This window comes from Paenarthrobacter sp. PAE-2, from assembly GCF_026013155.1.
In the GTDB taxonomy this organism is placed as follows: domain Bacteria; phylum Actinomycetota; class Actinomycetes; order Actinomycetales; family Micrococcaceae; genus Arthrobacter; species Arthrobacter ureafaciens.
Genome location: NZ_JAPDNV010000020.1, coordinates 1 through 22378, shown reverse-complemented (window position 1 = coordinate 22378; position 22378 = coordinate 1). Strand labels below are relative to the sequence as shown.

The 22378-nt window shown below is 62.9% G+C and carries 25 protein-coding genes; 13 read left to right on the top strand and 12 right to left on the bottom strand.

The window, feature by feature from the left end:
* Window positions 1-123 precede the first annotated feature (123 nt).
* Both OCL88_RS13320 and OCL88_RS13315 read right to left on the bottom strand, forming a co-directional pair.
* Window positions 124-486 (bottom strand): nuclear transport factor 2 family protein, encoded by a 363-nt coding sequence (locus tag OCL88_RS13320; protein ID WP_193592604.1) that lies wholly within the window; start codon window positions 484-486, stop codon window positions 124-126.
* 45 nt (window positions 487-531) lie between these two features.
* Window positions 532-1089, bottom strand: a complete 558-nt coding sequence (locus tag OCL88_RS13315; RefSeq protein WP_264962822.1) for a hypothetical protein — start codon at window positions 1087-1089, stop codon at window positions 532-534.
* A gap of 287 nt (window positions 1090-1376) precedes the next feature.
* On the opposite strand from OCL88_RS13315, the gene OCL88_RS13310 reads away from it, so the two are divergent.
* Window positions 1377-2585 (top strand): aspartate transaminase, encoded by a 1209-nt coding sequence (locus tag OCL88_RS13310; RefSeq protein ID WP_264962821.1) that lies wholly within the window; start codon window positions 1377-1379, stop codon window positions 2583-2585.
* Between the two features lie 17 nt (window positions 2586-2602).
* Window positions 2603-3277 carry a 4-carboxy-4-hydroxy-2-oxoadipate aldolase/oxaloacetate decarboxylase gene (locus OCL88_RS13305; RefSeq protein WP_021472976.1) on the top strand — a complete coding sequence of 225 codons (675 nt, stop codon included), beginning with the start codon at window positions 2603-2605 and terminating at the stop codon, window positions 3275-3277.
* Between the two features lie 254 nt (window positions 3278-3531).
* Here OCL88_RS13305 and OCL88_RS13300 read toward each other — a convergent pair whose 3' ends face one another.
* On the bottom strand, window positions 3532-3753 hold the full coding sequence (locus tag OCL88_RS13300) for a hypothetical protein (RefSeq protein WP_021472977.1): 222 nt from the start codon (window positions 3751-3753) through the stop codon (window positions 3532-3534).
* A gap of 121 nt (window positions 3754-3874) precedes the next feature.
* Window positions 3875-4819: a LysR substrate-binding domain-containing protein gene (locus tag OCL88_RS13295; RefSeq protein WP_021472978.1), complete on the bottom strand. Its 945-nt coding sequence runs from the start codon at window positions 4817-4819 to the stop codon at window positions 3875-3877.
* Between the two features lie 288 nt (window positions 4820-5107).
* Here OCL88_RS13295 and OCL88_RS13290 point away from each other — a divergent pair, with 288 nt between their 5' ends.
* The 5 genes from OCL88_RS13290 to OCL88_RS13270 all read left to right on the top strand — a co-directional run bounded on the left by OCL88_RS13290 (window position 5108) and on the right by OCL88_RS13270 (window position 9893).
* Entirely contained in the window at window positions 5108-5896 is a 789-nt protein-coding gene (locus OCL88_RS13290; RefSeq protein ID WP_264962820.1) for a LamB/YcsF family protein, read from the top strand.
* 1 nt (window position 5897) lies between these two features.
* A complete protein-coding gene (locus OCL88_RS13285; RefSeq protein WP_264962819.1) occupies window positions 5898-6635 on the top strand; it encodes a 5-oxoprolinase subunit B family protein in 738 nt (245 codons plus the stop codon).
* Window positions 6632-7645, top strand: coding sequence for a biotin-dependent carboxyltransferase family protein (locus OCL88_RS13280; protein ID WP_166185990.1), 1014 nt, complete (start codon window positions 6632-6634; stop codon window positions 7643-7645). Before OCL88_RS13285 ends, OCL88_RS13280 begins: the two co-directional genes overlap by 4 nt.
* A 57-nt stretch (window positions 7646-7702) precedes the next feature.
* Window positions 7703-9043 (top strand): MFS transporter, encoded by a 1341-nt coding sequence (locus tag OCL88_RS13275; protein ID WP_264962818.1) that lies wholly within the window; start codon window positions 7703-7705, stop codon window positions 9041-9043.
* A gap of 100 nt (window positions 9044-9143) precedes the next feature.
* On the top strand, window positions 9144-9893 hold the full coding sequence (locus tag OCL88_RS13270) for an SDR family oxidoreductase (protein ID WP_243541578.1): 750 nt from the start codon (window positions 9144-9146) through the stop codon (window positions 9891-9893).
* A gap of 153 nt (window positions 9894-10046) precedes the next feature.
* Here OCL88_RS13270 and OCL88_RS13265 read toward each other — a convergent pair whose 3' ends face one another.
* From OCL88_RS13265 to purB, 4 genes are all read right to left on the bottom strand, one after another.
* On the bottom strand, window positions 10047-10481 hold the full coding sequence (locus OCL88_RS13265) for an acyl-CoA thioesterase (protein WP_021472984.1): 435 nt from the start codon (window positions 10479-10481) through the stop codon (window positions 10047-10049).
* A gap of 103 nt (window positions 10482-10584) precedes the next feature.
* Window positions 10585-11088: a GNAT family N-acetyltransferase gene (locus OCL88_RS13260; protein WP_021472985.1), complete on the bottom strand. Its 504-nt coding sequence runs from the start codon at window positions 11086-11088 to the stop codon at window positions 10585-10587.
* 192 nt (window positions 11089-11280) lie between these two features.
* On the bottom strand, window positions 11281-11937 hold the full coding sequence (locus tag OCL88_RS13255; protein WP_193592607.1) for a histidine phosphatase family protein: 657 nt from the start codon (window positions 11935-11937) through the stop codon (window positions 11281-11283).
* Window positions 11938-12035: 98 nt separating this feature from the next.
* A complete protein-coding gene (gene purB / locus OCL88_RS13250) occupies window positions 12036-13442 on the bottom strand; it encodes an adenylosuccinate lyase (protein WP_264962817.1) in 1407 nt (468 codons plus the stop codon).
* A gap of 168 nt (window positions 13443-13610) precedes the next feature.
* On the opposite strand from purB, the gene OCL88_RS13245 reads away from it, so the two are divergent.
* Both OCL88_RS13245 and OCL88_RS13240 read left to right on the top strand, forming a co-directional pair.
* The gene (locus tag OCL88_RS13245) at window positions 13611-13922 is read left to right on the top strand and encodes a hypothetical protein (RefSeq protein WP_021472988.1); all 312 of its coding nucleotides are present in this window, start codon (window positions 13611-13613) and stop codon (window positions 13920-13922) included.
* On the top strand, window positions 13922-15280 hold the full coding sequence (locus OCL88_RS13240) for a hypothetical protein (RefSeq protein WP_264962816.1): 1359 nt from the start codon (window positions 13922-13924) through the stop codon (window positions 15278-15280). Before OCL88_RS13245 ends, OCL88_RS13240 begins: the two co-directional genes overlap by 1 nt.
* A gap of 17 nt (window positions 15281-15297) precedes the next feature.
* On the opposite strand, the gene OCL88_RS13235 is transcribed toward OCL88_RS13240, so the two are convergent.
* A complete protein-coding gene (locus OCL88_RS13235; RefSeq protein WP_021472990.1) occupies window positions 15298-15726 on the bottom strand; it encodes a phage holin family protein in 429 nt (142 codons plus the stop codon).
* Window positions 15727-15831: 105 nt separating this feature from the next.
* Between OCL88_RS13235 and OCL88_RS13230 the strand changes: the two genes are divergently transcribed.
* The 4 genes from OCL88_RS13230 to OCL88_RS13215 all read left to right on the top strand — a co-directional run bounded on the left by OCL88_RS13230 (window position 15832) and on the right by OCL88_RS13215 (window position 20913).
* Window positions 15832-16950 carry a histidinol-phosphate transaminase gene (locus OCL88_RS13230; RefSeq protein WP_166185984.1) on the top strand — a complete coding sequence of 373 codons (1119 nt, stop codon included), beginning with the start codon at window positions 15832-15834 and terminating at the stop codon, window positions 16948-16950.
* A gap of 151 nt (window positions 16951-17101) precedes the next feature.
* On the top strand, window positions 17102-18286 hold the full coding sequence (gene pdhA / locus OCL88_RS13225; RefSeq protein ID WP_021472992.1) for a pyruvate dehydrogenase (acetyl-transferring) E1 component subunit alpha: 1185 nt from the start codon (window positions 17102-17104) through the stop codon (window positions 18284-18286).
* Complete coding sequence (locus OCL88_RS13220) at window positions 18286-19266, top strand: alpha-ketoacid dehydrogenase subunit beta (RefSeq protein WP_021472993.1); 981 nt, start codon at window positions 18286-18288, stop codon at window positions 19264-19266. Before pdhA ends, OCL88_RS13220 begins: the two co-directional genes overlap by 1 nt.
* Window positions 19267-19317: 51 nt before the next feature.
* On the top strand, window positions 19318-20913 hold the full coding sequence (locus tag OCL88_RS13215; RefSeq protein ID WP_264962815.1) for a 2-oxo acid dehydrogenase subunit E2: 1596 nt from the start codon (window positions 19318-19320) through the stop codon (window positions 20911-20913).
* 136 nt (window positions 20914-21049) lie between these two features.
* On the opposite strand, the gene OCL88_RS13210 is transcribed toward OCL88_RS13215, so the two are convergent.
* The 3 genes from OCL88_RS13210 to OCL88_RS13200 all read right to left on the bottom strand — a co-directional run.
* Entirely contained in the window at window positions 21050-21673 is a 624-nt protein-coding gene (locus OCL88_RS13210; RefSeq protein WP_264962814.1) for a hypothetical protein, read from the bottom strand.
* Entirely contained in the window at window positions 21670-21984 is a 315-nt protein-coding gene (locus tag OCL88_RS13205) for a hypothetical protein (protein WP_264962813.1), read from the bottom strand. The genes OCL88_RS13210 and OCL88_RS13205 overlap by 4 nt, the downstream gene beginning before the upstream one ends.
* Before the next feature lie 74 nt (window positions 21985-22058).
* Window positions 22059-22378, bottom strand: a 320-nt coding sequence (locus OCL88_RS13200; RefSeq protein ID WP_264962812.1) for a hypothetical protein, incomplete at its 5' end; no start/stop codon positions are given.

Genomic DNA, 22378 nt, shown 5'->3' with positions numbered 1-22378 from the left:
CTCGAGGCACACGGAGCCGGAGTATCAAGGGCTGACCAAGATTCATCAGAACGTCCTGATCAGCACGCCTTCGCGATACTAACCACGGACTCAGGACCCGTCTTCGGGCCCGACGGCCGTGGCTTAGCCGGATTTGCGTGCCATGTACCACTCTGTGAACTCGCGGACCCTTCCGTCCTTGGCGAAACGGAGGACCCACAGGTTGTCGTAGGTCGGGTCGCCGTTGAGATAGGTGGTGACGCCTTGGACGAAGGCGGTATCTCCGTCGCGGCCAAGGAGCGTCCAGTCGAAGGTCCAGTCTTCGGGCTTGTCTGATGAGTCGCCGGACCATTCCCTGACGATCGCATCATGTCCCCGCCAGGCGTTGGTGTCGTGCGGGCGGGTGTTGTAGATGGCGTCCTCGGTGAAAAGGGCCCGGATGTCATCGGGCTCGTTGGAGCTCCAGGCACGTACGTACAGGTCCATCCATGAATTCACGTCGCTCATTCATCCGTTGTACCCGCCGCACGCCCGGCGTTCAACGCCTCCGGGTCAGGCAGGGCGTCCTACGCTGCGGCTGGAACGGCGAATGTGGTCCGGCGTCAGGCCTGTCAGGGACGCGAGCTCCAACTCGTCGCAGGCCTGGGTGCGCAGGGCGATGGAGATCAGTGCTTCCCGGCGTTCCAAGATAGCGTCCCGGTGCCGCTCGGCTTCCTTGAGGGCATCGTTCTTTGCCTTCAAGGCTTCCAGCTGTAGTTTGCGTGGGACCCCGCTCAGGTGGAGGTCGTCATAGGCCAAAGCGATGGTACGGACAGACCTGGCGTTCTCCCTGATGACCGCAGCAATGGTGGCAATTGATATTCCGTCCTCCACGGCCTGGGCAATCAGCTCATTCCGTGCAGAGGTTAGTGTCCTGATGGAACTGGCGGCGTGGGAGAGGAGCTGGCGGTGGACTCCGAGTGCGTGAACCAGCTTGGCGTGCCCGGCATTGGCGTTCGACGATGTTCGCGCGGGGGAGCCTGCGCGGTACGTGTACCGTCCCGTTGCTGAACGGCCTTGGACCTGCTGGTCGGCGCGGCGCGGCTGTCCGGCCATGGTCGGGGTCGGCATGAGGGTACTCCTTGCGACGGGTGGGCTCAGATGACCTGTCGAATGTAGGCAGGGATGGTGGGTGCGCGGAAATACCAATACCAAGTGAACCCATAAGCAAAGCGCATGGAAGAAGCCCGTGCTGCCGGAACAGGCGCCCAAACAGGCGTCTCTGAGGAGACCGTCATAAGTCCCCCTTATGAATCCACGCACATTAGGTCTTATCCAGAGAACCCCGCGAGTACCTAGTCTCGAAACAGGAGATACGCGAATCCGCGCGTCCTGAGTTCCACATTCCTGGAGGAGACATGTCCGAGTTCCTGCCGGCGTCGAGGGTTACCCGCATCAAGGCCTCAGCCAGCGTCGCCGCGGCCGCCCGTGTGCGCGAACTGAAAGCCGAAGGCGTCCAGATCATCGACCTCACGGTAGGTGAGCCGGATTTCGACACCCCGGACCACATCAAGGCTGCCGCCGTTGAAGCCATCAACAGGGGCGAAACCAAGTACACCTCGGTTACCGGCACCCCCGAATTGCAGGCGGCGATCCTCGGCAAAATCGAGCGGGACACCGGCCACTCGTACGGGGCCAACCAGTTGACGATCGGTGGCGGCGCCAAGCAGGTTCTGTACGTCGCGCTGATGGCTTCCCTCAACGCCGGTGACGAGGTCATCGTCCCGGCGCCGTACTGGGTGTCCTACCCGGATATGGTCCTTGCCAACGACGGCACCCCGGTTATCGTCGAGACCACGGAGAAAGAAGGCTTCAAGCTCACTCCGGGGGCGCTCGCCAAGGCGATCACGCCCAAGACCAAGTGGCTCATCCTCAACGCTCCGTCCAACCCGACCGGCGCTGTCTACTCCCGTGAGGAACTCCAGGCCATCGGCGCGGTCCTCGAAGAGAACCCGCACGTCTTCGTCCTCACCGACGAGATCTACGATGAGGTCTACTTCGGTCAAGGTCGGGTCACCAGCCTGGTCACGGCTGCGCCGGCTTTGAAAGACCGCATCCTGCTGGTGAACGGCGTTTCCAAGGCCTATGCCATGACCGGCTGGCGCCTCGGCTACGGTGTTGGCCCTGCGCCGCTGATCGCAGCGATGAACAAACTCCAGTCGCAGACCTCTTCCTGCCCGTCGTCCATCAGCCAGGCGGCCGCGGCCGCCGCATTGAACGGGGAACAGTCCTTCGTCCGGGACAGCGTGGAGGTCTACCGCAAACGCCGCGATGCCGCCGTCGAGGGTTTGAATGCCATCAACGGCTTGTCCGTCGCTCCCGCGGAGGGCGCCTTCTACGCCTACGTGAACTGCGCCGGGGTGATCGGCAAGACCGCCCCTGACGGCCGTGTGATCGCCAACGACCAGGACTTCACCCTCTACCTGCTGGACGCCGCGCGCGTGGCGGTGATCCAAGGTTCGGCCTACGGCCTGGGGCCCTACTTCCGGATCTCCTTCGCCACCTCGCTGGAGACCATCAACGCGGGCGTGGACTCCATCCGCGACGCCGTGAACGCACTGAACTAGAAACTAAGGAACACACCATGATCCACGTCAAAACCAAGTTCGAGCGTCCCGAAGCGGACGTCGTAGCCCGCCTGGCCAAGTTCTCGTCGGCGACCATCCACGAGGCACAGGGCCGCCGCGGTGCGCTGAGCTCCCGCATCAAGCCGATCGACCGCTCCATGTCCTTCTGCGGTCCGGCCGTCACTGTTGCGTGCGCTCCGCAGGACAACCTGATGCTGCAGGTGGCCATCCACTATGCCCAGGCAGGGGACGTCGTGCTGGTCGGCGCGCAGGAGATGGCCGAGGCGGGCACGTTCGGTGATGTGCTTGGCAATGCCATGAAGGCCAAGGGCATCGCGGCCATGGTCACCGACTCCGGCGTCCGCGACACCCAGGACCTGATCGAACTTGGCTTGCCGGTCTTCTCCGGCAGCGTCTGCATCAAGGGCACCGTGAAGGAGACGCTCGGTCCCATCAACCACCCGCTGGTTTTCGGCGACGAAATCATTTACCCCGGCGACATCCTGCGCGGTGACGCCGACGGCGTGGTGGTGGTCCGCCGGGAAGAGGCCGAGGAAGTCATCGCCCTGTCCCAGGCCCGTGACGACCACGAGCGCGAGCTCATCAAGCTTTACCACGACGGCGGCAACACCATTGAGCTCTGCGGCCTCACCGAGAAGCTCAAGCAGAAGGGCCTTCTGGTGGAGGACTAGTCGCCTCAGCCCTAGTCGCCACAGCACTGGTCGCCTCAGCGCAATGGACCGGCCGCGTTCTTGGAAGCGGCCGGTCCTTTCGTCGTTGGATGCACGACGGCGGGCGGCCGGTTTGGTGCGCGGCGTACCGACGGCGGGTGGTTGGCTTGGGTGCCCTGCGTGCCGGGCAGCAGAAAGGCGCCCGCCCGCATAGTTGCGGGTCGTGGCGCCGTAGTTGCCTGCCGTGTGTGCCCTGCGTGGCGGCCGCCTGGGCTCTAGTCGAGTCCGGAGTGGCCGGGACGTGTGTCCACAAGGTGCCATTCGATGCTGTTGCCGCCGTGCGGGGGCATCAGGCTGCCCTCAAAGACAAACAGAGGTTCACCGATTCCGCCCACCGGGCGCCAGAAACCATTTCGAGGGCAGTGGAATCCGGTGCGGGCTGTGGCTGCTCCGTGCGTTGGATTGGATACCCATCCCAGGGTGCTGATCTTTTTCACCGTTTTATCCTTTGAATGTGCCCGGTAGCCCGGGCTGGTATCGAATTTGTTCTTAATTCGATATTAGGAACTTGAAACGGATTTGAATAAGACCAAAGATGTCTGGCTGGATAAGGCTTTTTTATGGATGCCCGGGCAGTTGGACGGGGTCTGTCCCGTACTTGGAGATCAGCTGTTGGTGGAGCATTTCCTTGACTACCAGCAGCACCGCGGAGGCCGCCTCGGACAGGGGCTCGTGGTCCGGTGTGCACAGCGCGATCTTGCTCTGCAAGGCCGGCTCCACGATGCGCAGCACTTGGAAGTCCTGATCGGGGAAGAGCGCATCGGCAGCAGACTTCGGCAGGACTGTGCCTCCCAGATTGGCTTGGATGAGCCTGGTCAACGACGGAACGGATTCAACCTCTCCCACCAGCTTCAAGGGCAGGTCCTGTTCAGCCAGGCCCTTCTCGATCAGTTGACGCAGGGTGTGGTTCTTCTCCGGGAGAAAGAGTCCCACAGTGCTCGCCTCTGCTAGCGTCACGGTGTCCCGGCCCTGGCTGACGTCCACATCCGGATGCACCACCAGGTGGAGGTCCTCGACGATCATGGTGGTGAACTGGACGCCGCGGATCTTGCCCGGTTCATAGATCAACGCCATGTCCAGGCGCCCGTTCTTAATGGCTTCGCTCAGGACGCCACCGAAGATTTCGGTCAGGTGAACCACGATGTCCGGGTACCGGCGGCTGACCTCGCTGATGATCCGGGGAGTCAGGCTGGACGCCATGCTGTAGGGGGCGATCGCTATGGACACCCGGCCTGAGGGAGCTGCGCCCGATGTAGCCACATCTTGCCGCGCCTGCTCCACCAGACGAAGGATGGACTGCGCATGCCGGTACAGGGTATGGCCCGCGGCGGTCGGCTGCACGCCCTGCTTGCTGCGGATCAGCAGGCGCTGCTTCAGCTCATTCTCGAGGGACGATACCTGCTGGCTGAGGGCCGGCTGGGCTACATGGAGGGCCGCCGCAGCCTTGGTGATGCTCCCCGAGTCAACAATCTGGACGAAGTATGAGAGCTTCCGCGTGTCCATGGATCCACCTTTCTGGTCGTTCAAATATATCCACACCCGCGCCCGGCAACTGCCGGGAGCCGCGTCACAGGACCGGGTGTTACACGTCATAACGCAGAGCTATTACGGGATAGCTATTAGGTCTTTGTGCGGGGCTGCGGCTGGGTGCGAGACTTTTGGTAGAACTTCTGGCGAAGGTTTCGGATTACCCGAAAGTCAGCCACGCTCCCCGGAAATGAAATAGGAATCCTTATGGGTTTTTGTCCTTTTTCGGAAATTCATAAGTTATACCCACGGAAAGAGAACCACGTGAACCCGATGATTGATCTTGTTGCGGATCTCGGAGAAGGATTTGGCGCGTACACCATTGGCGACGATTCCGAACTCCTGGAGATCGTTTCAAGCGCCAACATCGCTTGCGGGTTCCATGCCGGTGATCCTGACATCATGGCAGCCACAGTTGCTGAATGCGTCCGCCGCGGGGTGGGTATCGGTGCGCACCCCAGCTTTCCCGACCTGAGGGGTTTTGGCCGCCGGGACATGGGACTCAGCGCCCACGAAGTCCAGAACGATGTCCTCTACCAACTGGGCGCCTTGAACGGGTTTGCCGCTTTCAACGGAACCAAAGTCACCCACATCGCACCACACGGCCGTCTGGGGAACCTCGTGGCTGTCCGTGCCGACTACGCAACTGCCGTGGCAGAGGCTGCAGCCCAAGTGGACAAGGAACTGATTGTGGTTGCCCAGGAAGGTGAACTGGCATCAGCTGCACGTTCGGCCGGCCTGGACGTGGCGATCGTCGGCATCGTGGATCGCGCATACCAGGAAGACGGGACGCTGGTTCCCCGCAGCCGGCCCGGCGCGGTACTCCACGACCCCAGCGAAATTGTTGACCGGACCATTCGCATGGTGGTTGAAGGCAAGCTTCGCTGCGCCAGCGGTGTGGACATGGACATCAACGTTGACACCGTCCTCCTGCACGGGGACAACCCCGGCGCCGTTGAACTTGCCCGCTTGATTCGTTCCGAGCTCGTCGCAGCCGGCGTCCAAATTGCTCCCTTGGCTGAGGTCATGGACGCCAAGCGGAAGGCAGCCTGACATGGCGGTCCTGACGGTGGCTCCCACGGAGATCTACGAATCAGGGGACTCCGCGCTCCGTGTAGTGGCGATTTCCGGAACCAGCGATGACAACTGGCTGACCGTCCACCGCCTCGCTGACTGGCTGGAAGACTGCGGAGCGGAAGGGCTGCGTGCCGCCGTGCCCACCTATGATTCCGTCCTGGTGGAGTTCGATCCCGTGTTGGTATCCGCTGGGCAGATGCGCGCCTTCGTCAGGCTCGGCCTGGGGGAACTGGCACGCGCTGCCGGGTCCACTGCGGCCCCGCGGGAATTCGATGTTCCCGTGGTTTACGGCGGTGAGTTCGGCCCGGACCTGGAGAAGGTTGCCGAGCATCAGGGCATCTCCACGGAGGACGTCATCAGGCTCCACACCGAAAAGACCTACACCATCCGCTGCTTGGGAGCGCCCGCAGGTTCCCCCATGATGGACGGCCCGGCTTTCCCTAAGCCGGTTCCCCGTTTGAAGGATCCCCGGCTGAGCGTACCTGCAGGCGCTGTCTCAGTTGCCGGCCGTCAAGCGGTCATCGCTCCAGCGGTCGCCCCTGGCGGCTGGTGCGTCATCGGCCAAACTCCTCTGTCAGTCCTCAACATCCGCCGTGAGCCCCTGGTTCCCTACACCCCTGGCGACGTCTTGCGCTTTCGCCGCATCGGCATCGAGGAGTTTTCCCTCCTTGCCGGCCAGGAACTGCAACCGCTGGCACGGGAGGCACAGCCATGAGCGGTGAGATTCTCATCCAGCAACCGGGCAATTCCGTTGTCACGGACCTCGGCCGGACACGCGGTCCCCGCTATGGCCTGCCGGTCAACGGCGCTTTGGACCAGTACTCGGCCCGTGCTGCCAACATTCTGGCCGGAAACCTTGATAACGCTCCGTTGATCGAGATCACCGCATTGGACTTCCGCATGCGGGCCACCACGGATCTGTTGATCGCCGTCACGGGCGCACCCCTGACACTGACCGTCGGCGGCCGACCCGCGAGCCAATGGGAACCCGTCTCGGTCCTCGCCGGCGAATCGGTTTCCATCCGCGGAATCCATCGGGGCCTCCGGGCGTACATGGCGATCCACGGCTCGGTCGAGGCGGAAACCCTGCTCGGGAGCGCGGCACCGGATACCGTGGTCGGTTTCGGCCTGCAGTTGAAAGAGGGGAGCAGCCTGGCTGCCCGGCGGAGCGTACGCCCCATCCGCCAACCCTACTTCGACCTTCCCCTCTTCAGGTTGGGTCTTGAAAAGCCCGGCATGGGATCAGACTTGGCGGTCGAGGTGACCGACGGGCCGGACGTTGCCGAGTTCGGTGAATCCGGCGAACTGCTCTTCTCCTCCGAGTACACCGTCAGCGGACGCAGCAACCACATCGGCCTGCGGCTTGGCGGGGAACTTCCCGAAAGAACCTCCAACAGCGAGGTGCTTTCCCGCGGTGTGCCGGTTGGCGCCGTCGAGGTTCCTTCACGGGAGGAACTGCTGGTACTGCACCGGGGGCGCGGCGTGACCGCCGGGTATCCAGTGCTCGCCGTGGTCACCAGCGCCGGACTGGATGTCCTGGCCCAGGCGCGTCCGGGGGACAAGGTCCACTTCCGGAAAACCACAGTGGCGGAGGCAACTGCCGCCCATCGACGCTCGCGGGCACAGCTGGAAACCCTCCGCGAATCCGTCAACACCGTCTTCGGACTCCTTGGCATCGGATGCCGTCCCCAATGGCAGGACCTACCAGTTGCGGCATGCAGCTAAAGAACCTGTCGTAATACCCCAAAGGCGTTGCTACGCTCATTTCAGTAAGGAAAAGTCATGACCGCAAGCACCAATGCTGCCCCCGGGCAGCGTGAGCGGCTCACCAGCCGCCAAACCCGCAAGGTTGTCACCGCAGGCTGTGTTGGCATCTTCGTGGAACTGTACGACAACGGCATTTTCGCCTTCATGGCGAGAACACTGGCCCTGGTATTCCTCGCCCCCGGAAACCCGGACAATGCGCTGTTGTTCGTGTTCGCCGGCTACGCCGTGTCCTTCTTCGTCCGGCCGCTCGGCGCGATTGTTTGCGGCTACCTCGGGGACAGGATCGGCAGGCAAAAGCTGCTTGTCTTTGTGATCATGCTGATCAGCGTGGCCACGGCCGGTATTGGGTTGCTGCCGCCGTATGCAGCGATCGGCATCGCTGCGCCCATCTTGTTGGTGCTGTTGCGCCTGGTGCAGGGCTTCTCCGTGGGCGGCGAAGCTGCCGGCGCCATGACCTTCCTCGCTGAGCACGCTCCTGAAGGCAAGCGCGGCGTCATCACGTCATACGCCCAGATCGCCTCATTCGCCGCACTCCTCACCGGCACCCTGGTTGCCTACGCAATGTCGCCGTGGCTTACCCAGGCAGCCATCGACGGCGGCGGCTTTGGTTCCTTCGCGTGGCGAATCCCGTTCCTTGTCGCCATCCCCATGGGCATCATCGGCTGGTACATCCGCAAGGCCATCAACGACACCCCCAACTTCGAAAAGCTCAAGGAAGAGGGCGGTCTGTCCAAGAACCCCCTCAAGGAAGCCCTCGCCAGCCCGGTCCACCGCCGCGCCATGCTGTTGGCCCTCTTCATTCCGCTGATGAACGGCTCCGGCTACTACGTCCTCTTCTCCTACATGCCCACGTTCCTGAAGGGCAAGCAGTTGAACTTCACCATCGGCGAGGCTCTGCTCGTCACGGCCTGCAGCCTGGTGGTCATCTGCATCGCGATTCCGTTCATGGGTGCCCTGTCCGACAGGCTCGGCCGCAAGAAGGTCATCGCCGGCTCGGCAATCGGCATGGCAGTGCTGGGCATCCCGTCCTACGCACTGATCGCCACCGGTGAGATGGGCCTGGCCATCCTCGGCGCCTGCATCATGGCCGTCATCTTCGCCGGACACACCGCAGTCATCCATATCCTGCTGGTCGAACTGTTCCCCACCCGGGTCCGCTACTCCGCCTACGGCGTGGGTTACAACATTTCCTCGGCACTGTTCGGCGGCACCGCACCGCTGCTGATGACGTGGCTGATCAGCAGCACGAACAACATCTACATGCCGGCCTTCTACGCAGTGGTCACGGCCTTGGGCACGCTCATCGCCGTCAGCACGGTCAAGGACCGCGCCCACGAACCCCTGCGCGACGCCTAGGCGCAGTCCTCTTTCCGCCGGGTAGGGCCGGGAAACGGCCCTGCCCCCTCGGCGGTCGCCCCTACGGCGGCGTCCGCCCCTTCCCACCTTTGGAGAACCAATGTCCTTTTCTGACTACACCACCGCCCTTGTCACCGGCGCTTCCACCGGCATGGGTGCGGCGATCGCCGAGCGCCTGGCCAAGCGCGGCCTGACGGTCCACGCGGTTGCCCGCAACGAAGCCCGCCTGGCTGAACTGGCCGACCGCACCGGAGCCGTCCCGCACGTGCTGGACCTGACCGACACGGCCGCGCTCACCGACGTCGTCAGCGGCCTCAACGTGGATGTACTGGTCAACTGCGCCGGGGTGTCCCGCCCGGGCAACATCCTGGACTCATCTGAGCAGGACATTGACGAACTGGTGGACGTGAACCTGCGAGGACTGCTCCAGCTCACGCGACTTGTGCTGCCGGGCATGGTGGAACGCGACCTCGGCCACGTGATCAACATCAGCTCGATCGCCGGCGTGTACAACTTCTACGGCCACACGGTCTACCACGCCACCAAAGCCGCGGTGCACCAGATCTCCCGCCAGCTCCGCAACGACACCGTGGGCAAGCGCATCCGCGTCACCGAGATCTGCCCCGGGCGGGTGGAAACCGAGATCTTCGGCCGGAACATGGGCGGCACTCCCGAGGCCATGGAAGAAGCCTGGAAGACCTACTACGAAGGCTATGAATCGCTCACCACGGACGACATCGTGAACGCACTGGACTACGCCATCGAAACTCCGCGCCACGTCAACGTCGGCATGCTCGAACTCATGCCAACGTTCCAGGTTCCCGGCGGCCTCACCTTCGACCGGCGCTGACACCCGGCGTTGTCATCCGGCGCCCCCATGAGGCGCCCCACAGGTTCCGGCGGCACTCACTCCCGTCGCCGGAAAACATAGGCCGGCGGCCGCATTCCTGCGGCCGCCGGCACCCGTTTAAGCCAGTGGTCTTCACACTCGACGGCGGCTGGTTCAGTCCTCTTCGAGGGTCTTGGTCAGGTGGTGGGTGGGAATGCGGTCGCGGTCGTACGTGATCTCGGTGTAGCCGTGGGGCTGAGGGCGGCCGTCCGGTCCCAGGTTGACGAACACAATTTCCTCAATAGTGAGGATGCTCTGGCGGGTGATCATGTTGCGCACTTCGGCACGCATGGTCAGCGAGGTCCGGCCGAAGCGTTTGGCGGTCAGGCCCATTTCGATCAGGTCACCCTGGACGGCTGAACTTACAAAGTTGATTTCCGAGATGTACTTGGTGACCGCCCGGCCATTGCCCAGCTGGAGAATGGCGTAGATCGCGGCCTCTTCGTCGATCCACTTCAGCAGGCTGCCACCAAAGAGCGTGCCATTGGCGTTGAGGTCCTCGGGCCGAACCCATTTGCGGGTCCGGAAGGTGATGTCTGCTTTTTCCATAAAGCGAGATTATCGAAGAGCGGCATCGAACGCTGGATGTTGCGTTCGCCTGTGCTGTTCCTTTGGGCGTGGTCTGGCTTGGCAGCCGGGCCGGGCCACCGGCTCAAGCCATGGCCGTGTGGGAGGCGCTGTGGGAGTCGATCCGTTTGGAATAGCAGTGCGATTCCTCCGCGCCGACGTAGGGGCCGAAGTTGGGGATCTCTTCAAAACCGGAACTTGCATAGAAACTTCGCCCATCCGACTGGGCAGAACCGGCTTCGGCCGTGATGACGCTGAATCCCCTCGAGTGTGCCTGCGCTTCCAATGCGGCCAGAATGGAGCTGGCAACCCTCGATCCCCGGGCGTACGGGACTACATACAGCCGCTTGATTTCGGCCGTAGTGTCATCCAGCATCCTGAGTCCACCGCAGCCGAGGGGCTGGCCGGAACATTTCTCGTACGCCACCACGAACACTGCGGTGTCGGCTTCCGACGGCGGAGGGCCGGGCTCGTGGTCCGTGCTTCCGAAACGCGCATCCAATTCTGCTTGCTGTGCTGCCCGCAGGTCGGCGCCAACGGGGTTCGACCAGGCAACCTGCCGGATGTTGAGCCGGGGATTAGTCTGCATGAGTGCCTCACTTTATTGCGTTTCGCTGAGGTGGTGATGCGACTTAATCCTAGGAAGGAGTGGTTACCGCGGTGTTTCCTCCGCGTTAGTTCCGGGAGAACTGCTGCTACCCAAGTAGCTCGCACTTGTGGTTGCCAGGAGGGCTCAGAACAACGACTAATGCCAGCTGGTTTGGGCTTGCTCAGCCGGGCGTTAGAGCGCCTCGCCCGTGGGATCCTCGGCGGTCCTGTCCGCGAGTGCCTGTCCGCCCACCGGCATTTGATCCCAGTGCAGGACACGCCAGCCGGTCTTCAGGTCGCCTTCGAGCGCAACGATCCCTGTGTTGGGCAGGGGATGCCTCTCAGCGAAATTGGTGTCGATGTCCACGGCCCTGCGAGCGGCCCAGCATCGGATCGCGGCGCCGTGACTGACGATTGCCGCCGTCGAGTGTCCGTTGGCCAGCACTTTTTCGACCGAAGCGTCGAACCGGGCAAAGAAGTCGTGCCCGGTGTAGGCGCCGGGCATCCGAAGGTCCAGATCACCGCTGGACCAGGCAAAGACCGTACCCATGTACCGCAGGTGGGACTCATGGTCCGTGTTCGTTTCCAAGGCGCCGGCTTCGATCTCGTGAACGCCATCCAGCATCTCCGGGTCCAGGCCGGTGTTCCTGGCAAGTTCTCCTGCTGTGCGCTGTGTCCGCTGGAGGGTGGAAACGTACAGCCCCTCGAGGGACTCGTCCTTGAGGGCCTGGGGAAGCGCAGCGGCCTGCCGTTCACCGAGTTCAGTCAGCCCTGGTCCCGGGAACGCAGTATCCAGCCGGCCTGCCACGTTGCCTGGGGTTTGTCCGTGCCTGATCAACAGGAGCTTCATGGTGCTCCGCTCCTCACGTGTCGGTGTCGGTCTTCGGTGCCGTGAGGACCGAAGACGACGGGGCGCGGGCCCGGCCGTCTTCGGCGCCTGACTGCTAGTTACTTCAGGTGATCCACCAGCTTGTTGGCGATACCCGTGTACTTGCCCGGGGTGAGGGCCAGCAAACGGGCTTCGGCCTCGGGGGAGAGACCCAGGCCCTGAACAAATTCCTGCATCCGCGCCGCATCCACGCGCTGGCCGCGGGTGAGGTCCTTGAGACGCTCGTACGGGTTCTCCATGCCTTCAACGCCGGCGATGGCTTCTGCTCGCATCACCATTTGGATCGCTTCGCCCAGGACTTCCCAGTTTGTGTCCAGGTCTGCGGCGAGCACATCCTCTGCCACGTCAAGCGCCTTCAAGCCCTTGGCTACGTTGGAAATGGCGAGCAGGGAGTGGCCGAAAGCGACGCCGATGTTGCGCTGCGAGGAGGAATCGGTCAGGTCGCGCTGCCAGCGGGAAGTCACCAAGGTGGCCCCGAGGGTGTCAAAGAGGCCGTTGGAGATCTCCAAGTTCGCCTCTGCGTTTTCGAAGCGGATCGGGTTGACCTTGTGAGGCATCGTTGAAGAGCCGGTGGCTCCCGCAACCGGAATCTGACGGAAGTATCCGATGGAGATGTAGCTCCAGATGTCCGTGCAGACGTTGTGGAGAATGCGGTTGAAGCGTGCAATATCCGCGTAGAGCTCGGCCTGCCAGTCGTGGCTTTCGATCTGCGTGGTCAAGGGGTTCCAGGTGAGTCCCAGGCCCTCCACGAACGACTTCGCGACTGCTTCCCAGTCAGCACCGGGCACGGAGGCGACGTGCGCAGCGTACGTGCCCGTGGCGCCGTTGATCTTGCCCAGGTAGTGGGTCTTGGCGATCCGCTCAAGCTGGCGGTTCAGGCGGTGCGCTATGACGGCCAGTTCCTTGCCGAGGGTGGTCGGCGTGGCAGGCTGGCCATGCGTGCGGGACAGCATGGGAACCTCACGGTTCGCTTCCGCCATGGCTTGGATCTGCTCCACCAGAGCCTTGGCATTGGGAAGCCAGACGTCCTCCACGGCACCCTTGATGCCTACGGCGTAGGAGAGGTTGTTGATGTCCTCGGACGTGCAACCGAAGTGCACCATCGCGGTAAGGTTTTCAATCCCGATTTCGGGAAGGCGCCGGCCAATGTAGTACTCGACCGCCTTGACGTCGTGCACGGTAACGGCTTCGATCTCTGCCAGCTCGTTGACGGATGCGGCATTGAAACCGGTGACGATGGCCCGGAGCTTGGCTACCTGCTCGTCGGAGAGGGGTCCGGCGCCGGGGAGTACCGACTGGCTGGTGAGGTGGATGAGCCACTCAACTTCGACGTGAACGCGGTCGCGGTTCAGGGCCGCCTCGGACAGGTAATCGACGAGGGGCGCGACGGCGGCACGGTAGCGGCCATCAAGGGCACCAAGGGCGAGGGGTTCGGAAGCGAGGGACACGCGGGGGGATTCAGCCATGGTGCCCATTCTTTCATGTTCTGCGGGAGGTCCCGAGTTGGTGACACCGCCTCTGTGGAAGCCCACGGCGTTTTCCACATAGCCCTTGTTTCCGCTTCCGGACCCCCGCAGCGGCTCCGTAGCGTCAAGTCCACAGATCACCACCACAACAAAATGGAGTAACGGACTATGAGCGTCGGCTTGATGCCTCCTGCCACCCCGCCTGCCTTTGATCCCTTGGAGTGCGCGTCGCGCGGCCATGAAGTCCAGAGGCTCGCTTGGCGGGCCAACGCGTGCGTGGATCAGGCTGATACTGTACTTGCCGCCCTGCGCCGGGCCCAGTTGGAAGACTGGCAATCACCGGCGGGGCGCGCCTACAGGGTAACCGTGGCAGTTCATGCCTCGGAGCTCCAGCGTGCGCGGGAGTCCCTGGAGGCAGCTGCCGCTGCCATCCTTCGCCACTCCCAAAGCGCCAGTGTCTCCCGGAAAGCGGATCAGTAGTGGCGGACGCAGCACCTGTCGGCGCCGGTTCAGCACCGCAGCCAACTCCTCCGGCCCAGGATGGATACCTCAAAATCAGGGGTGGAATCGGAGGTATCTCTTTTCAGCTCGAAGAACTTCTGAGCGGCGTCGCGGTCATGGACGGACTGGTGCAACAGCTGATCGGCATCGAGGACGAAACGCAGCGGATCCAAGAAGCGCTGGAGCCGTATCTCTACGATTCACTTTCCACCGGCTCCGCTGCCGTGGATGCTGTGGCAGCCGGCCGGCAGCACGTCGGACGGGTACGCCGCCAACTGGTGGAAGTCAGCGCCGACGTCCGTGCCAGCGCCTGCGACTACGAAGCCGCGGAACAACGGCAGGCACGGCCCCATTTCGTCGGCATCGACGAATTTACGTGGTCCTGGCCGTTGGGGCGCGACGTGACGGAGGAGATAGTCAACAGGGTCGTTCCCGAGGGGCATACCGCCAGGGAATCGGTGCGCGAGACCTTGAATCCCAAGATGTTTCCAGCTCTGCAGCCCAGGACTGTCGGCATTGAGCCGGTTAGCCAGGAGACGCTGTCCGTGGATCCGTCCATGGCGTGGGCGCTCCGACGGATTCAGGAGATTCACGCCCGTGGGGACGGCGAAATCGAGGTCATCCGGACGGACAACGGTGGCGCGCCGTCGTGGATGGTGATGATTCCAGGCACCGAGCCCGAACAAGAGAACATGGGTGGGGCCAACCCGCTGGATGAGGCAGGCATTGCTGAGGCCATAGGGTATGACTCCCAATACGTGGTGCCGGCCATTGCCGAGGCCCTTCGGGAAGCGGGAGCATCACGCGGAGACGACGTTGTAGCCGTCGGTCACAGCCAGGGTGGAGTCCATGCCATGAACCTCAGCCAGAACAAAGCATTCCTTGCGGAGTTCGACCTCAAGTACGTGCTGACGGCCGGCTCACCCACAGGGGAGATAATTCCCGAGCCGGGAATCACGGTGCTTCACTTCGAGCACGCCCAGGATTGGGTGCCGGGCAGCGAAGGGAAGGCGAACCCCGAGACAAGGGACAGAACTACGGTGACGCTCACAAAGCCCGTTGGGGTGCCTGAGGGAGAGGACCCCGGCTTGGGTCCGGGGCATGACCTGGACAATTATGCGGAAGGCGCCGAGTTGGCAGGCGCCAGTCAAGACCCGTCCTTGGTGGCGTCTACTGCTGTATTTGCCGGTGCAGTTGGCTCCGGTGCAGGTGCGGCCGTCTCCAGGTTCAAGCTGGTCCGGGCTCCCGCGCCGGTGGCCGTTCCTGCCCCTGACGGACGGTCAGCCCTGCGGATCCCGCATCTCCCGGAGGCAAGATCCGGATCCGGGCCTCGATAGGCCTTCCCTGAAATGCTCTATCGGTTGCGGGTTCCGGGGATCAAACCGGCAACCAAGCTCACCACGCTGATGATGATCGAGGCGAGGATAGCTGTCCAGAAGAAGGAATCGATGGTCAGATGCACCGGCGTAAAACTGCTGAGCCATGCGGTGAGGTAAAGCATCGCCGCGTTGATCACGATCGTGAAGAGACCGAGAGTCAGGATCGTCACCGGGAGGGACAGGAGCTTGACCAACGGCCTGACCACGGCATTCACAACGCCGAAAATCAGTCCTATGAAGAGGTAAGCGAGGACGATTCCCACCGTGTCGGCACTATTGGTAAGTCCGGCATTTGCTGCCGCCTTCTCCGTTGCTGCCGTCGAAATCTCCAGGCCTGTCAAAAGCCAACTGGCAACCCACAGGGCCAGTCCGTTGATGATGACTCGAACAATGAAGGAACCCATGCACCTAATGCTTCCATACCGCGTTGTGTTGACACTGCTGCGGGCAATAAATAACGAATGCCTATCGCGCTTCACCGTCGATGACCTGCAAGTAGGCTTGAAGCCATGACTAATTCTGACAACGTACCGGAGGGCGTACTCCCTCGACCGGTCGTGGACAGGCTTCCCAAATACGCGGCGGGTAAACCTCCTGCCGCGATTGAGGGCCTCACCAGCTACAAATTGTCGTCCAATGAAAACCCGCTGCCCCCAATTCCTGCAGTGTTGCAGGCAATCGCGGACCAGTCGGACATCAACCGCTACCCGGATCCGCTGGCCACCAAGCTGCGCAATGCATTGGCGAAATTCCTCGACATACCCGCTGACGACGTCGTCACAGGGGCAGGCAGTCTTGGCGCCCTCAACCAGATCCTCGCCACCTTCGCCGGTCAAAACGACGATGGCAAGCCTGATGAAGTGATCTACGCTTGGCGCTCCTTTGAGGCCTACCCCATCTGTGTTGGCCTCGCGGGAGCGGCCAGCGTCCAGATCCCTTTGCTGAAGGACGGGCGGCATGACCTGGAGACAATGGCTGCTGCTGTTACTGTCCGCACGAAAGTCATTCTGCTCTGCACGCCGAACAATCCCACGGGACCGATCCTCACCGCCGAGGAAACGGAACAATTCATCAAGTCCGTCCCGCCGAACGTCGTGGTGGTCATCGACGAGGCGTATCAGGAGTTCGTCAGGGACCCCGAAGCTGTCGACGGCATCAAGCTTTACCGAAAATACCCGAATGTGGTGGTGCTGAGGACGTTCTCCAAGGCTCACGGTTTGGCCGGTCTGCGCGTCGGGTACAGCGTTTCCGGTCCGCTGCTGACGCAACACCTGCGCGTCACGGCGACTCCCTTTGCTGTCTCGCAAATTGCGGAACGCGCTGCGGTCACGTCCTTGGAGAATTTCGACCAGGTTGTGGAAAGGGTACAAAGCCTCGTCGATGAACGTGAACGCGTTGTCAACGGGCTCAGGGAGCTCGGATGGTTCGTTCCGGATGCCCAAGGGAACTTCGTGTGGCTGAACCTGGGCTCGAACAGTGGCGAGTTTGCGGCCTTGGCTGCGGAACAGGCGTTGTCCGTGCGCGCTTTCGGAGACGAGGGCGTCCGGGTAAGCATTGGCGAGGTTGAAGCGAACAGCAGATTCCTCCAGCTCTGTGCAGGTTATACAAAGGCGCCGGAGGGTTCCTAGCGGTTAACGAATGTCCCACCGCTACCTACTGCCTATAAAGTAAGGACCGAAAGCCAAAATATATGCCCATTCAGGAATGCATTCCTGAATGGGCATATATCCCAGCGACAGAATTGCCACTGCGAACGGCGGGGGCTAGCAAGGAGACTGTATGGGCTCGACACAACTGCCCTCCGGGGCTGACCAGACTCTGGCGGCGGCGTCGGCGGCAGTCGCGCCGGAAGAAGCTGTGGACATGGTCCAGCTGTTGGGCCCGGACGGACAGCTCGGCACCGATTCCATCTTCTCGGACTACGCCAAGCGGATCGATCCGGAAAAGCTTCGCGTCTTCTACACAGACATGGCACGGATCCGTCGTTTCGACCAGGAAGCCACCGCCCTCCAACGGCAAGGTGAATTGGCTTTGTGGGTTCCGCTCACGGGCCAGGAAGCTGCCCAGATCGGCTCGGGCCATGCGAGCCAGCCGCAGGACTACATCTTTCCCACGTACCGCGAACACGGTGTCGCGCTGGTCCGGAATGTCGATCTCTCCGAGCTGCTCAGGCAGTTCCGCGGTGTCTCCAATGGAGGTTGGGATCCCCGCGAAAACAACTTCCACCTCTACACCTTGGTTCTGGCCGCCCAGACCCTGCATGCCGTTGGCTACGCCATGGGCATCCAGCGGGACCAGAAGGCAGCGCAGGAGTCGGCTGATCCCAAAGCGGCAGTCATCGCCTACTTCGGTGACGGCGCCAGCTCCGAGGGCGACGTCCACGAATCCATGGTTTTTGCAGCCTCCTACAACGCCCCGGTGGTGTTCTTCTGCCAAAACAACCACTGGGCCATCTCGGTGCCCACTGAAGTGCAGACCAAAGTTCCCCTCGCCAACCGTGCCAAGGGATACGGCTTCCCGGGCATACGCGTTGACGGCAATGACGTGATTGCGGTCCACGCTGTTACTGAATGGGCGCTGGAACACGCAAGAGAGGGCCGGGGCCCCGTGCTGATCGAGGCCTACACCTATCGGGTCGGCGCTCACACCACCGCTGACGATCCCACCAAATACCGGGAATCCGCGGAAGAAGCAGCCTGGCGGGAGAAGGACCCGCTGGAGCGGCTGGAGAAGTACCTCCGCGCGGAAGGGCTCGCGGATGACGCCTTCTTCGAACAGGTCAAGGCCGACGGCGACGAACTCGCCAAGTACGTCCGCAGCACCACCCACGGCCTCGAGGTTCCGGATATCCGGGATGCCTTCGCCAATGTCTACGCAGAGCAGCACCCGCTGATCGCGGAGGAACTGGCGTGGTTCGAAGAGTATTCGGCAGGGTTTGAAAGCGAAGAGGAGGCATCCAACTGATGGCAACAATGACCATCGCCAAGGCCATCAACGAAGGCCTCCGCGCATCGCTGAAGAGCAATCCGAAGTCCTTGCTCATGGGAGAGGACATCGGACACCTGGGCGGCGTCTACCGGGTTACCGACGGCCTCATCAAGGAATTCGGCGAGGATCGTGTGGTGGACAGCCCGCTTGCCGAGTCCGGAATCGTGGGCACAGCTATTGGACTTGCACTCCGCGGCTACTCACCGGTGTGTGAGATCCAGTTCGATGGCTTTGTCTTCCCGGCCTTCAACCAGATCACCACGCAGTTGGCCAAGATCCATTCCCGCAGCTTGGGAAAGCTGAGGGTGCCCGTGGTTATCCGGATCCCGTACGGCGGAGGAATCGGGTCGATTGAGCACCACTCCGAGTCTCCGGAAGCGTTGTTTGCGCACACTGCAGGCCTGCGGATCATTACACCGTCCAACCCGCACGACGCCTACTGGATGATCCAGAAGGCGATCCAATGCCAGGACCCGGTGATTTTCTTCGAGCCGAAGCGCCGCTACTGGCTCAAGGGTGACGTTGATGTGGAGGATGCCGGACTGTCGGAGGACCCCTTCAAAGCCCACGTAGTCCGGGAGGGAACGGACGCCACGATTGTTGCGTACGGGCCCTTGGTCCCCGTTGCCCTGGCTGCCGCCAACGCCGCAGCCGAGGATGGCCGAAGCATCGAGGTAGTGGACCTGCGTTCGATTTCCCCGGTGGACTTTGACACGGTGGAGGCTTCCGTCAAGAAGACCGGCCGGCTCATCGTGGCCCATGAAGCCCCGACGTTCGGCGGGATTGGCGGGGAGATCGCTGCCCGCATCAGCGAGCGGGCGTTCCTGCACCTGGAGGCCCCGGTGATTCGCGTGGGCGGATTCCACATGCCCTACCCGGTGGCGAAGGTTGAGGAGGACTACTTGCCGGACATCGACAAGATCCTCGAGGCGCTCGACCGCTCCCTGGCCTACTAACCCTGCACTGATCCAGCCCCTCCTGAGGGCGCACGGAAACCGAGGACCACTGTGACTGTAAAGAAATTCAACCTGCCGGACGTTGGCGAGGGCCTCACCGAGGCCGAGGTCGTGGCGTGGAAGGTTAAGCCGGGCGACACTGTGGCAATCAACGATGTCCTTTGCGAGATCGAGACGGCCAAGTCCCTCGTTGAGCTGCCTTCTCCATACGCCGGCACGGTCACCGAGCTCTTGGTGGAAGAAGGGATCACCGTGGAGGTCGGGACCCCCATCGTGGCCGTCTCCGAGGGCCAACCCGGCGAAGCAGTTCCCCAACCCCAAGCCCCTGCTGCGGGTGGGGAAACGGCCTCCTCAACGAACCAGGCCCAGCCATCCGCAGGTCAGTCCGCGGTACAGGACGCCGGACCCATGTATGGGAAGCTTCCGGCGGACAGCGGTGATGCGCCGGCCGGCGGCCCCTTGGTTGGCTCCGGACCGAAGGCGGACGCCGTCAAGCGTCGTCCCCGCAAGCGTCCGGCAACGGCGGCTGTTCCCGTCGCGGAGAGCCCGGAAGGAACCGTCCAGGACCACCAGGCTGCCCTCGCCGTCCAAGCAGCCGTACCGTCGGTACCGCAGCGGCCGCACCCGGCCCCCGCCGTCGTGCCTTCCGCTGCTCCGGCCTCCCAACAAGCGGCTCCGGTCCAGGGAACAACCCCGACGGCTGCCTCGCGCGGTGCCGTGATCGGCGGAACCATCACGGGGCTGGTCAACAGGGTCTTGGCGAAGCCGCCGGTCCGTAAATTCGCCCGTGATCTTGGGATTGACCTTGCCGACGTCGTGGCCACCGGCCAGCGCGGGGAAGTGACCAGAGAGGATTTGGTCAGCTACCAGGCACAGCGCGATGCCGAGCTGGATGGTGCCGATTCGTTCTGGGGCGCCTCGAAGAAGCCGCAGGAGCAGAGAATCGAACGCGTGCCCGTCAAGGGCGTACGCAAGGCAACCGCCAAAGCGATGGTGGACTCAGCGTTCTCTGCCCCGCATGTGAGCATTTTTGTGGACGTCGACGCCAGCCGGACCATGGAGTTCGTGAAGCGGCTCAAGGCCTCCCGCGACTTCGAGGGCATCAAGGTTTCACCGCTGCTCATCCTGGCCAAGGCCGTCATCTGGGCAGCGGCCCGGAACCCGAGCGTTAACGCGGCATGGGTTGAGAACGCAGACGGCAAGGGCGGCGCCGAGATCCAGATCAAGCACTTCATGAACCTGGGCATCGCTGCTGCGACTCCCAGGGGTCTCATGGTGCCCAACATCAAGGACGCCCAGGACCTCTCCCTCAAGGAACTGGCCTTGGCGCTCAACGAACTGGCCACCAAAGCCCGTGCCGGCAAGACCCAGCCAGCGGAAATGCAGGGCGGAAGCCTGACCATCACCAACATCGGCGCGCTGGGTATTGATACGGGAACCCCGATCATCAACCCCGGCGAGGTTGCCATCATTGCTTTCGGAACCATCAAGCAGAAGCCGTGGGTACTGGACGGTGAGGTGATCCCCCGCTGGATCACCACTCTGGGCGGTTCGTTCGACCACCGCGTTGTGGACGGCGATTTGTCGGCCCGCTTCATGGCTGACGTCGCGGCGATCCTGGAAGAACCGGCGCTGCTGCTCGACTAAGCAGGACCTTGAATGCAAACCGGCTGCACACTTGCCATACGGCAACGGTGCAGCCGGTTTCGTTTAAGCGAGGTCGGCGTTTAAGCGAGGTCGGCGCCGCGCGCGTGTCCATTGCCCTCGACAAGGCGGCACTACTCTACCGCGCCAGGCCTGTCGCGATTCGTCGTGCCGTTGGTCCGGTGAGTGCTGCGACGGTGACCGCCATGAGGAGCCCGGCCACTGCGTACACGGAGATCATGACCGGGGCGGGCGTACGCTCATCCACGATCGGCGATGGTGCGATTGTCCAGAGGAGGCCTGCTGCCCAGGCGCCGGCGTTCACCGGGATCCAGCGCAAGGTTTGCGATCCGGCGCGGCGCAGAACCAGCCACTGCAGCGATGGAATTGTCACCAGCAACAGCATTGCACCACCGATGACCAGAGCGAGGGGTGGCGGCGAGGAGATGTCCAAGCCCCCTTGGATGCCCGGGAGCATGCCAAGGGACCACGCAACAGCGGCGCCGGCGGAGGTGGCCACGATCCAAGGAACCCGCGAAACCACCCTGCGGCCGAAGCCCAGCCACTGCCCGTACCCCAGCAAGGCACCCTCACAGGCGCCGGCGGCGATCATGGCCGGGTAAACCACGGGATCCGGGGCCCCGGCCAACCCCAGCCAAGCGCCCATGCTCGCTGGAATCAGGAATCCGAGTGCTTCCCCTGCCGCCACCATGATGATCCACCGCGGGAGGAAGCCCTCGGCTGCGTCACCAGTCTTCGTCACAGGCCCCGCTCGAAGACGAAAGACCACGGATGCTCTCCTTTGCCTGTTTGCTCCCAGCCGTCCCTTGCGAGGTCTTCGAGGAGCCGGTCCAGGGCTTGTCGCATGCCGGGCGAGTATGTCTCCTCCGGCGGACCATCCCGGTAGGAGCGCGGTGAGGTGAACGTGTCGCTTGTATAAAGGGAGCGTCCATTGGACCGGGCCACAAAGCGGAGGAGTCTGCTGCCGTACTGCGATGTCAGGACCGTCAGGATCCCGGCCCACCAGGACGTACTCCCGATATCCTCCAGTTCCACGGTCAGCCGCTCACCCATGGACCGATTATGCGACTCGCCGGTACCGGTCGACCACCCCACATGCGAGCGGGCGTCGGCAGGCTCTCCGAAATCTAGAAGAACAGCAGCACAAAGCCGCCAATCGTGCTCAACAAACCAACGGCAGTGAGAACCAGCCCCAGGAGCAGGACGGTCCGGTCGGGCCGGGGAGGGGTCAGGGACCAGCGGGCGGGATGGCAGGTGTCGTAGTGAACCTGGACAGGGTTCCGCCCGTCCACAGGCAGGACGGCTTCAAGAAGCACCTGCCGTTCGCTCCCATCCGGGCGGTTCCAGCGGAGTCCGGTGAATCCTCCGGCGCTGAACGTCGTCGCTTCCACCGAGTCCCACTGGCACCGGCGTTTGGCAATGATCCACGCCGCGATGAGAAGGGGCA

Coding starts and splice junctions, on each gene's coding strand:
- OCL88_RS13305 (WP_021472976.1), top strand. CDS start 2,603: ATGATCCACGTCAAAACCAAGTTCGAGCGTCCCGAAGCGGACGTCGTA.
- OCL88_RS13205 (WP_264962813.1), bottom strand. CDS start 21,984: ATGGGTGAGCGGCTGACCGTGGAACTGGAGGATATCGGGAGTACGTCC.
- OCL88_RS13270 (WP_243541578.1), top strand. CDS start 9,144: ATGTCCTTTTCTGACTACACCACCGCCCTTGTCACCGGCGCTTCCACC.
- OCL88_RS13245 (WP_021472988.1), top strand. CDS start 13,611: ATGAGCGTCGGCTTGATGCCTCCTGCCACCCCGCCTGCCTTTGATCCC.
- OCL88_RS13310 (WP_264962821.1), top strand. CDS start 1,377: ATGTCCGAGTTCCTGCCGGCGTCGAGGGTTACCCGCATCAAGGCCTCA.
- OCL88_RS13315 (WP_264962822.1), bottom strand. CDS start 1,089: ATGCCGACCCCGACCATGGCCGGACAGCCGCGCCGCGCCGACCAGCAG.
- OCL88_RS13260 (WP_021472985.1), bottom strand. CDS start 11,088: ATGCAGACTAATCCCCGGCTCAACATCCGGCAGGTTGCCTGGTCGAAC.
- OCL88_RS13285 (WP_264962819.1), top strand. CDS start 5,898: ATGGCGGTCCTGACGGTGGCTCCCACGGAGATCTACGAATCAGGGGAC.
- OCL88_RS13220 (WP_021472993.1), top strand. CDS start 18,286: ATGGCAACAATGACCATCGCCAAGGCCATCAACGAAGGCCTCCGCGCA.
- pdhA (WP_021472992.1), top strand. CDS start 17,102: ATGGGCTCGACACAACTGCCCTCCGGGGCTGACCAGACTCTGGCGGCG.
- OCL88_RS13255 (WP_193592607.1), bottom strand. CDS start 11,937: ATGAAGCTCCTGTTGATCAGGCACGGACAAACCCCAGGCAACGTGGCA.
- purB (WP_264962817.1), bottom strand. CDS start 13,442: ATGGCTGAATCCCCCCGCGTGTCCCTCGCTTCCGAACCCCTCGCCCTT.
- OCL88_RS13230 (WP_166185984.1), top strand. CDS start 15,832: ATGACTAATTCTGACAACGTACCGGAGGGCGTACTCCCTCGACCGGTC.
- OCL88_RS13235 (WP_021472990.1), bottom strand. CDS start 15,726: ATGGGTTCCTTCATTGTTCGAGTCATCATCAACGGACTGGCCCTGTGG.
- OCL88_RS13265 (WP_021472984.1), bottom strand. CDS start 10,481: ATGGAAAAAGCAGACATCACCTTCCGGACCCGCAAATGGGTTCGGCCC.
- OCL88_RS13280 (WP_166185990.1), top strand. CDS start 6,632: ATGAGCGGTGAGATTCTCATCCAGCAACCGGGCAATTCCGTTGTCACG.
- OCL88_RS13320 (WP_193592604.1), bottom strand. CDS start 486: ATGAGCGACGTGAATTCATGGATGGACCTGTACGTACGTGCCTGGAGC.
- OCL88_RS13275 (WP_264962818.1), top strand. CDS start 7,703: ATGACCGCAAGCACCAATGCTGCCCCCGGGCAGCGTGAGCGGCTCACC.
- OCL88_RS13295 (WP_021472978.1), bottom strand. CDS start 4,819: ATGGACACGCGGAAGCTCTCATACTTCGTCCAGATTGTTGACTCGGGG.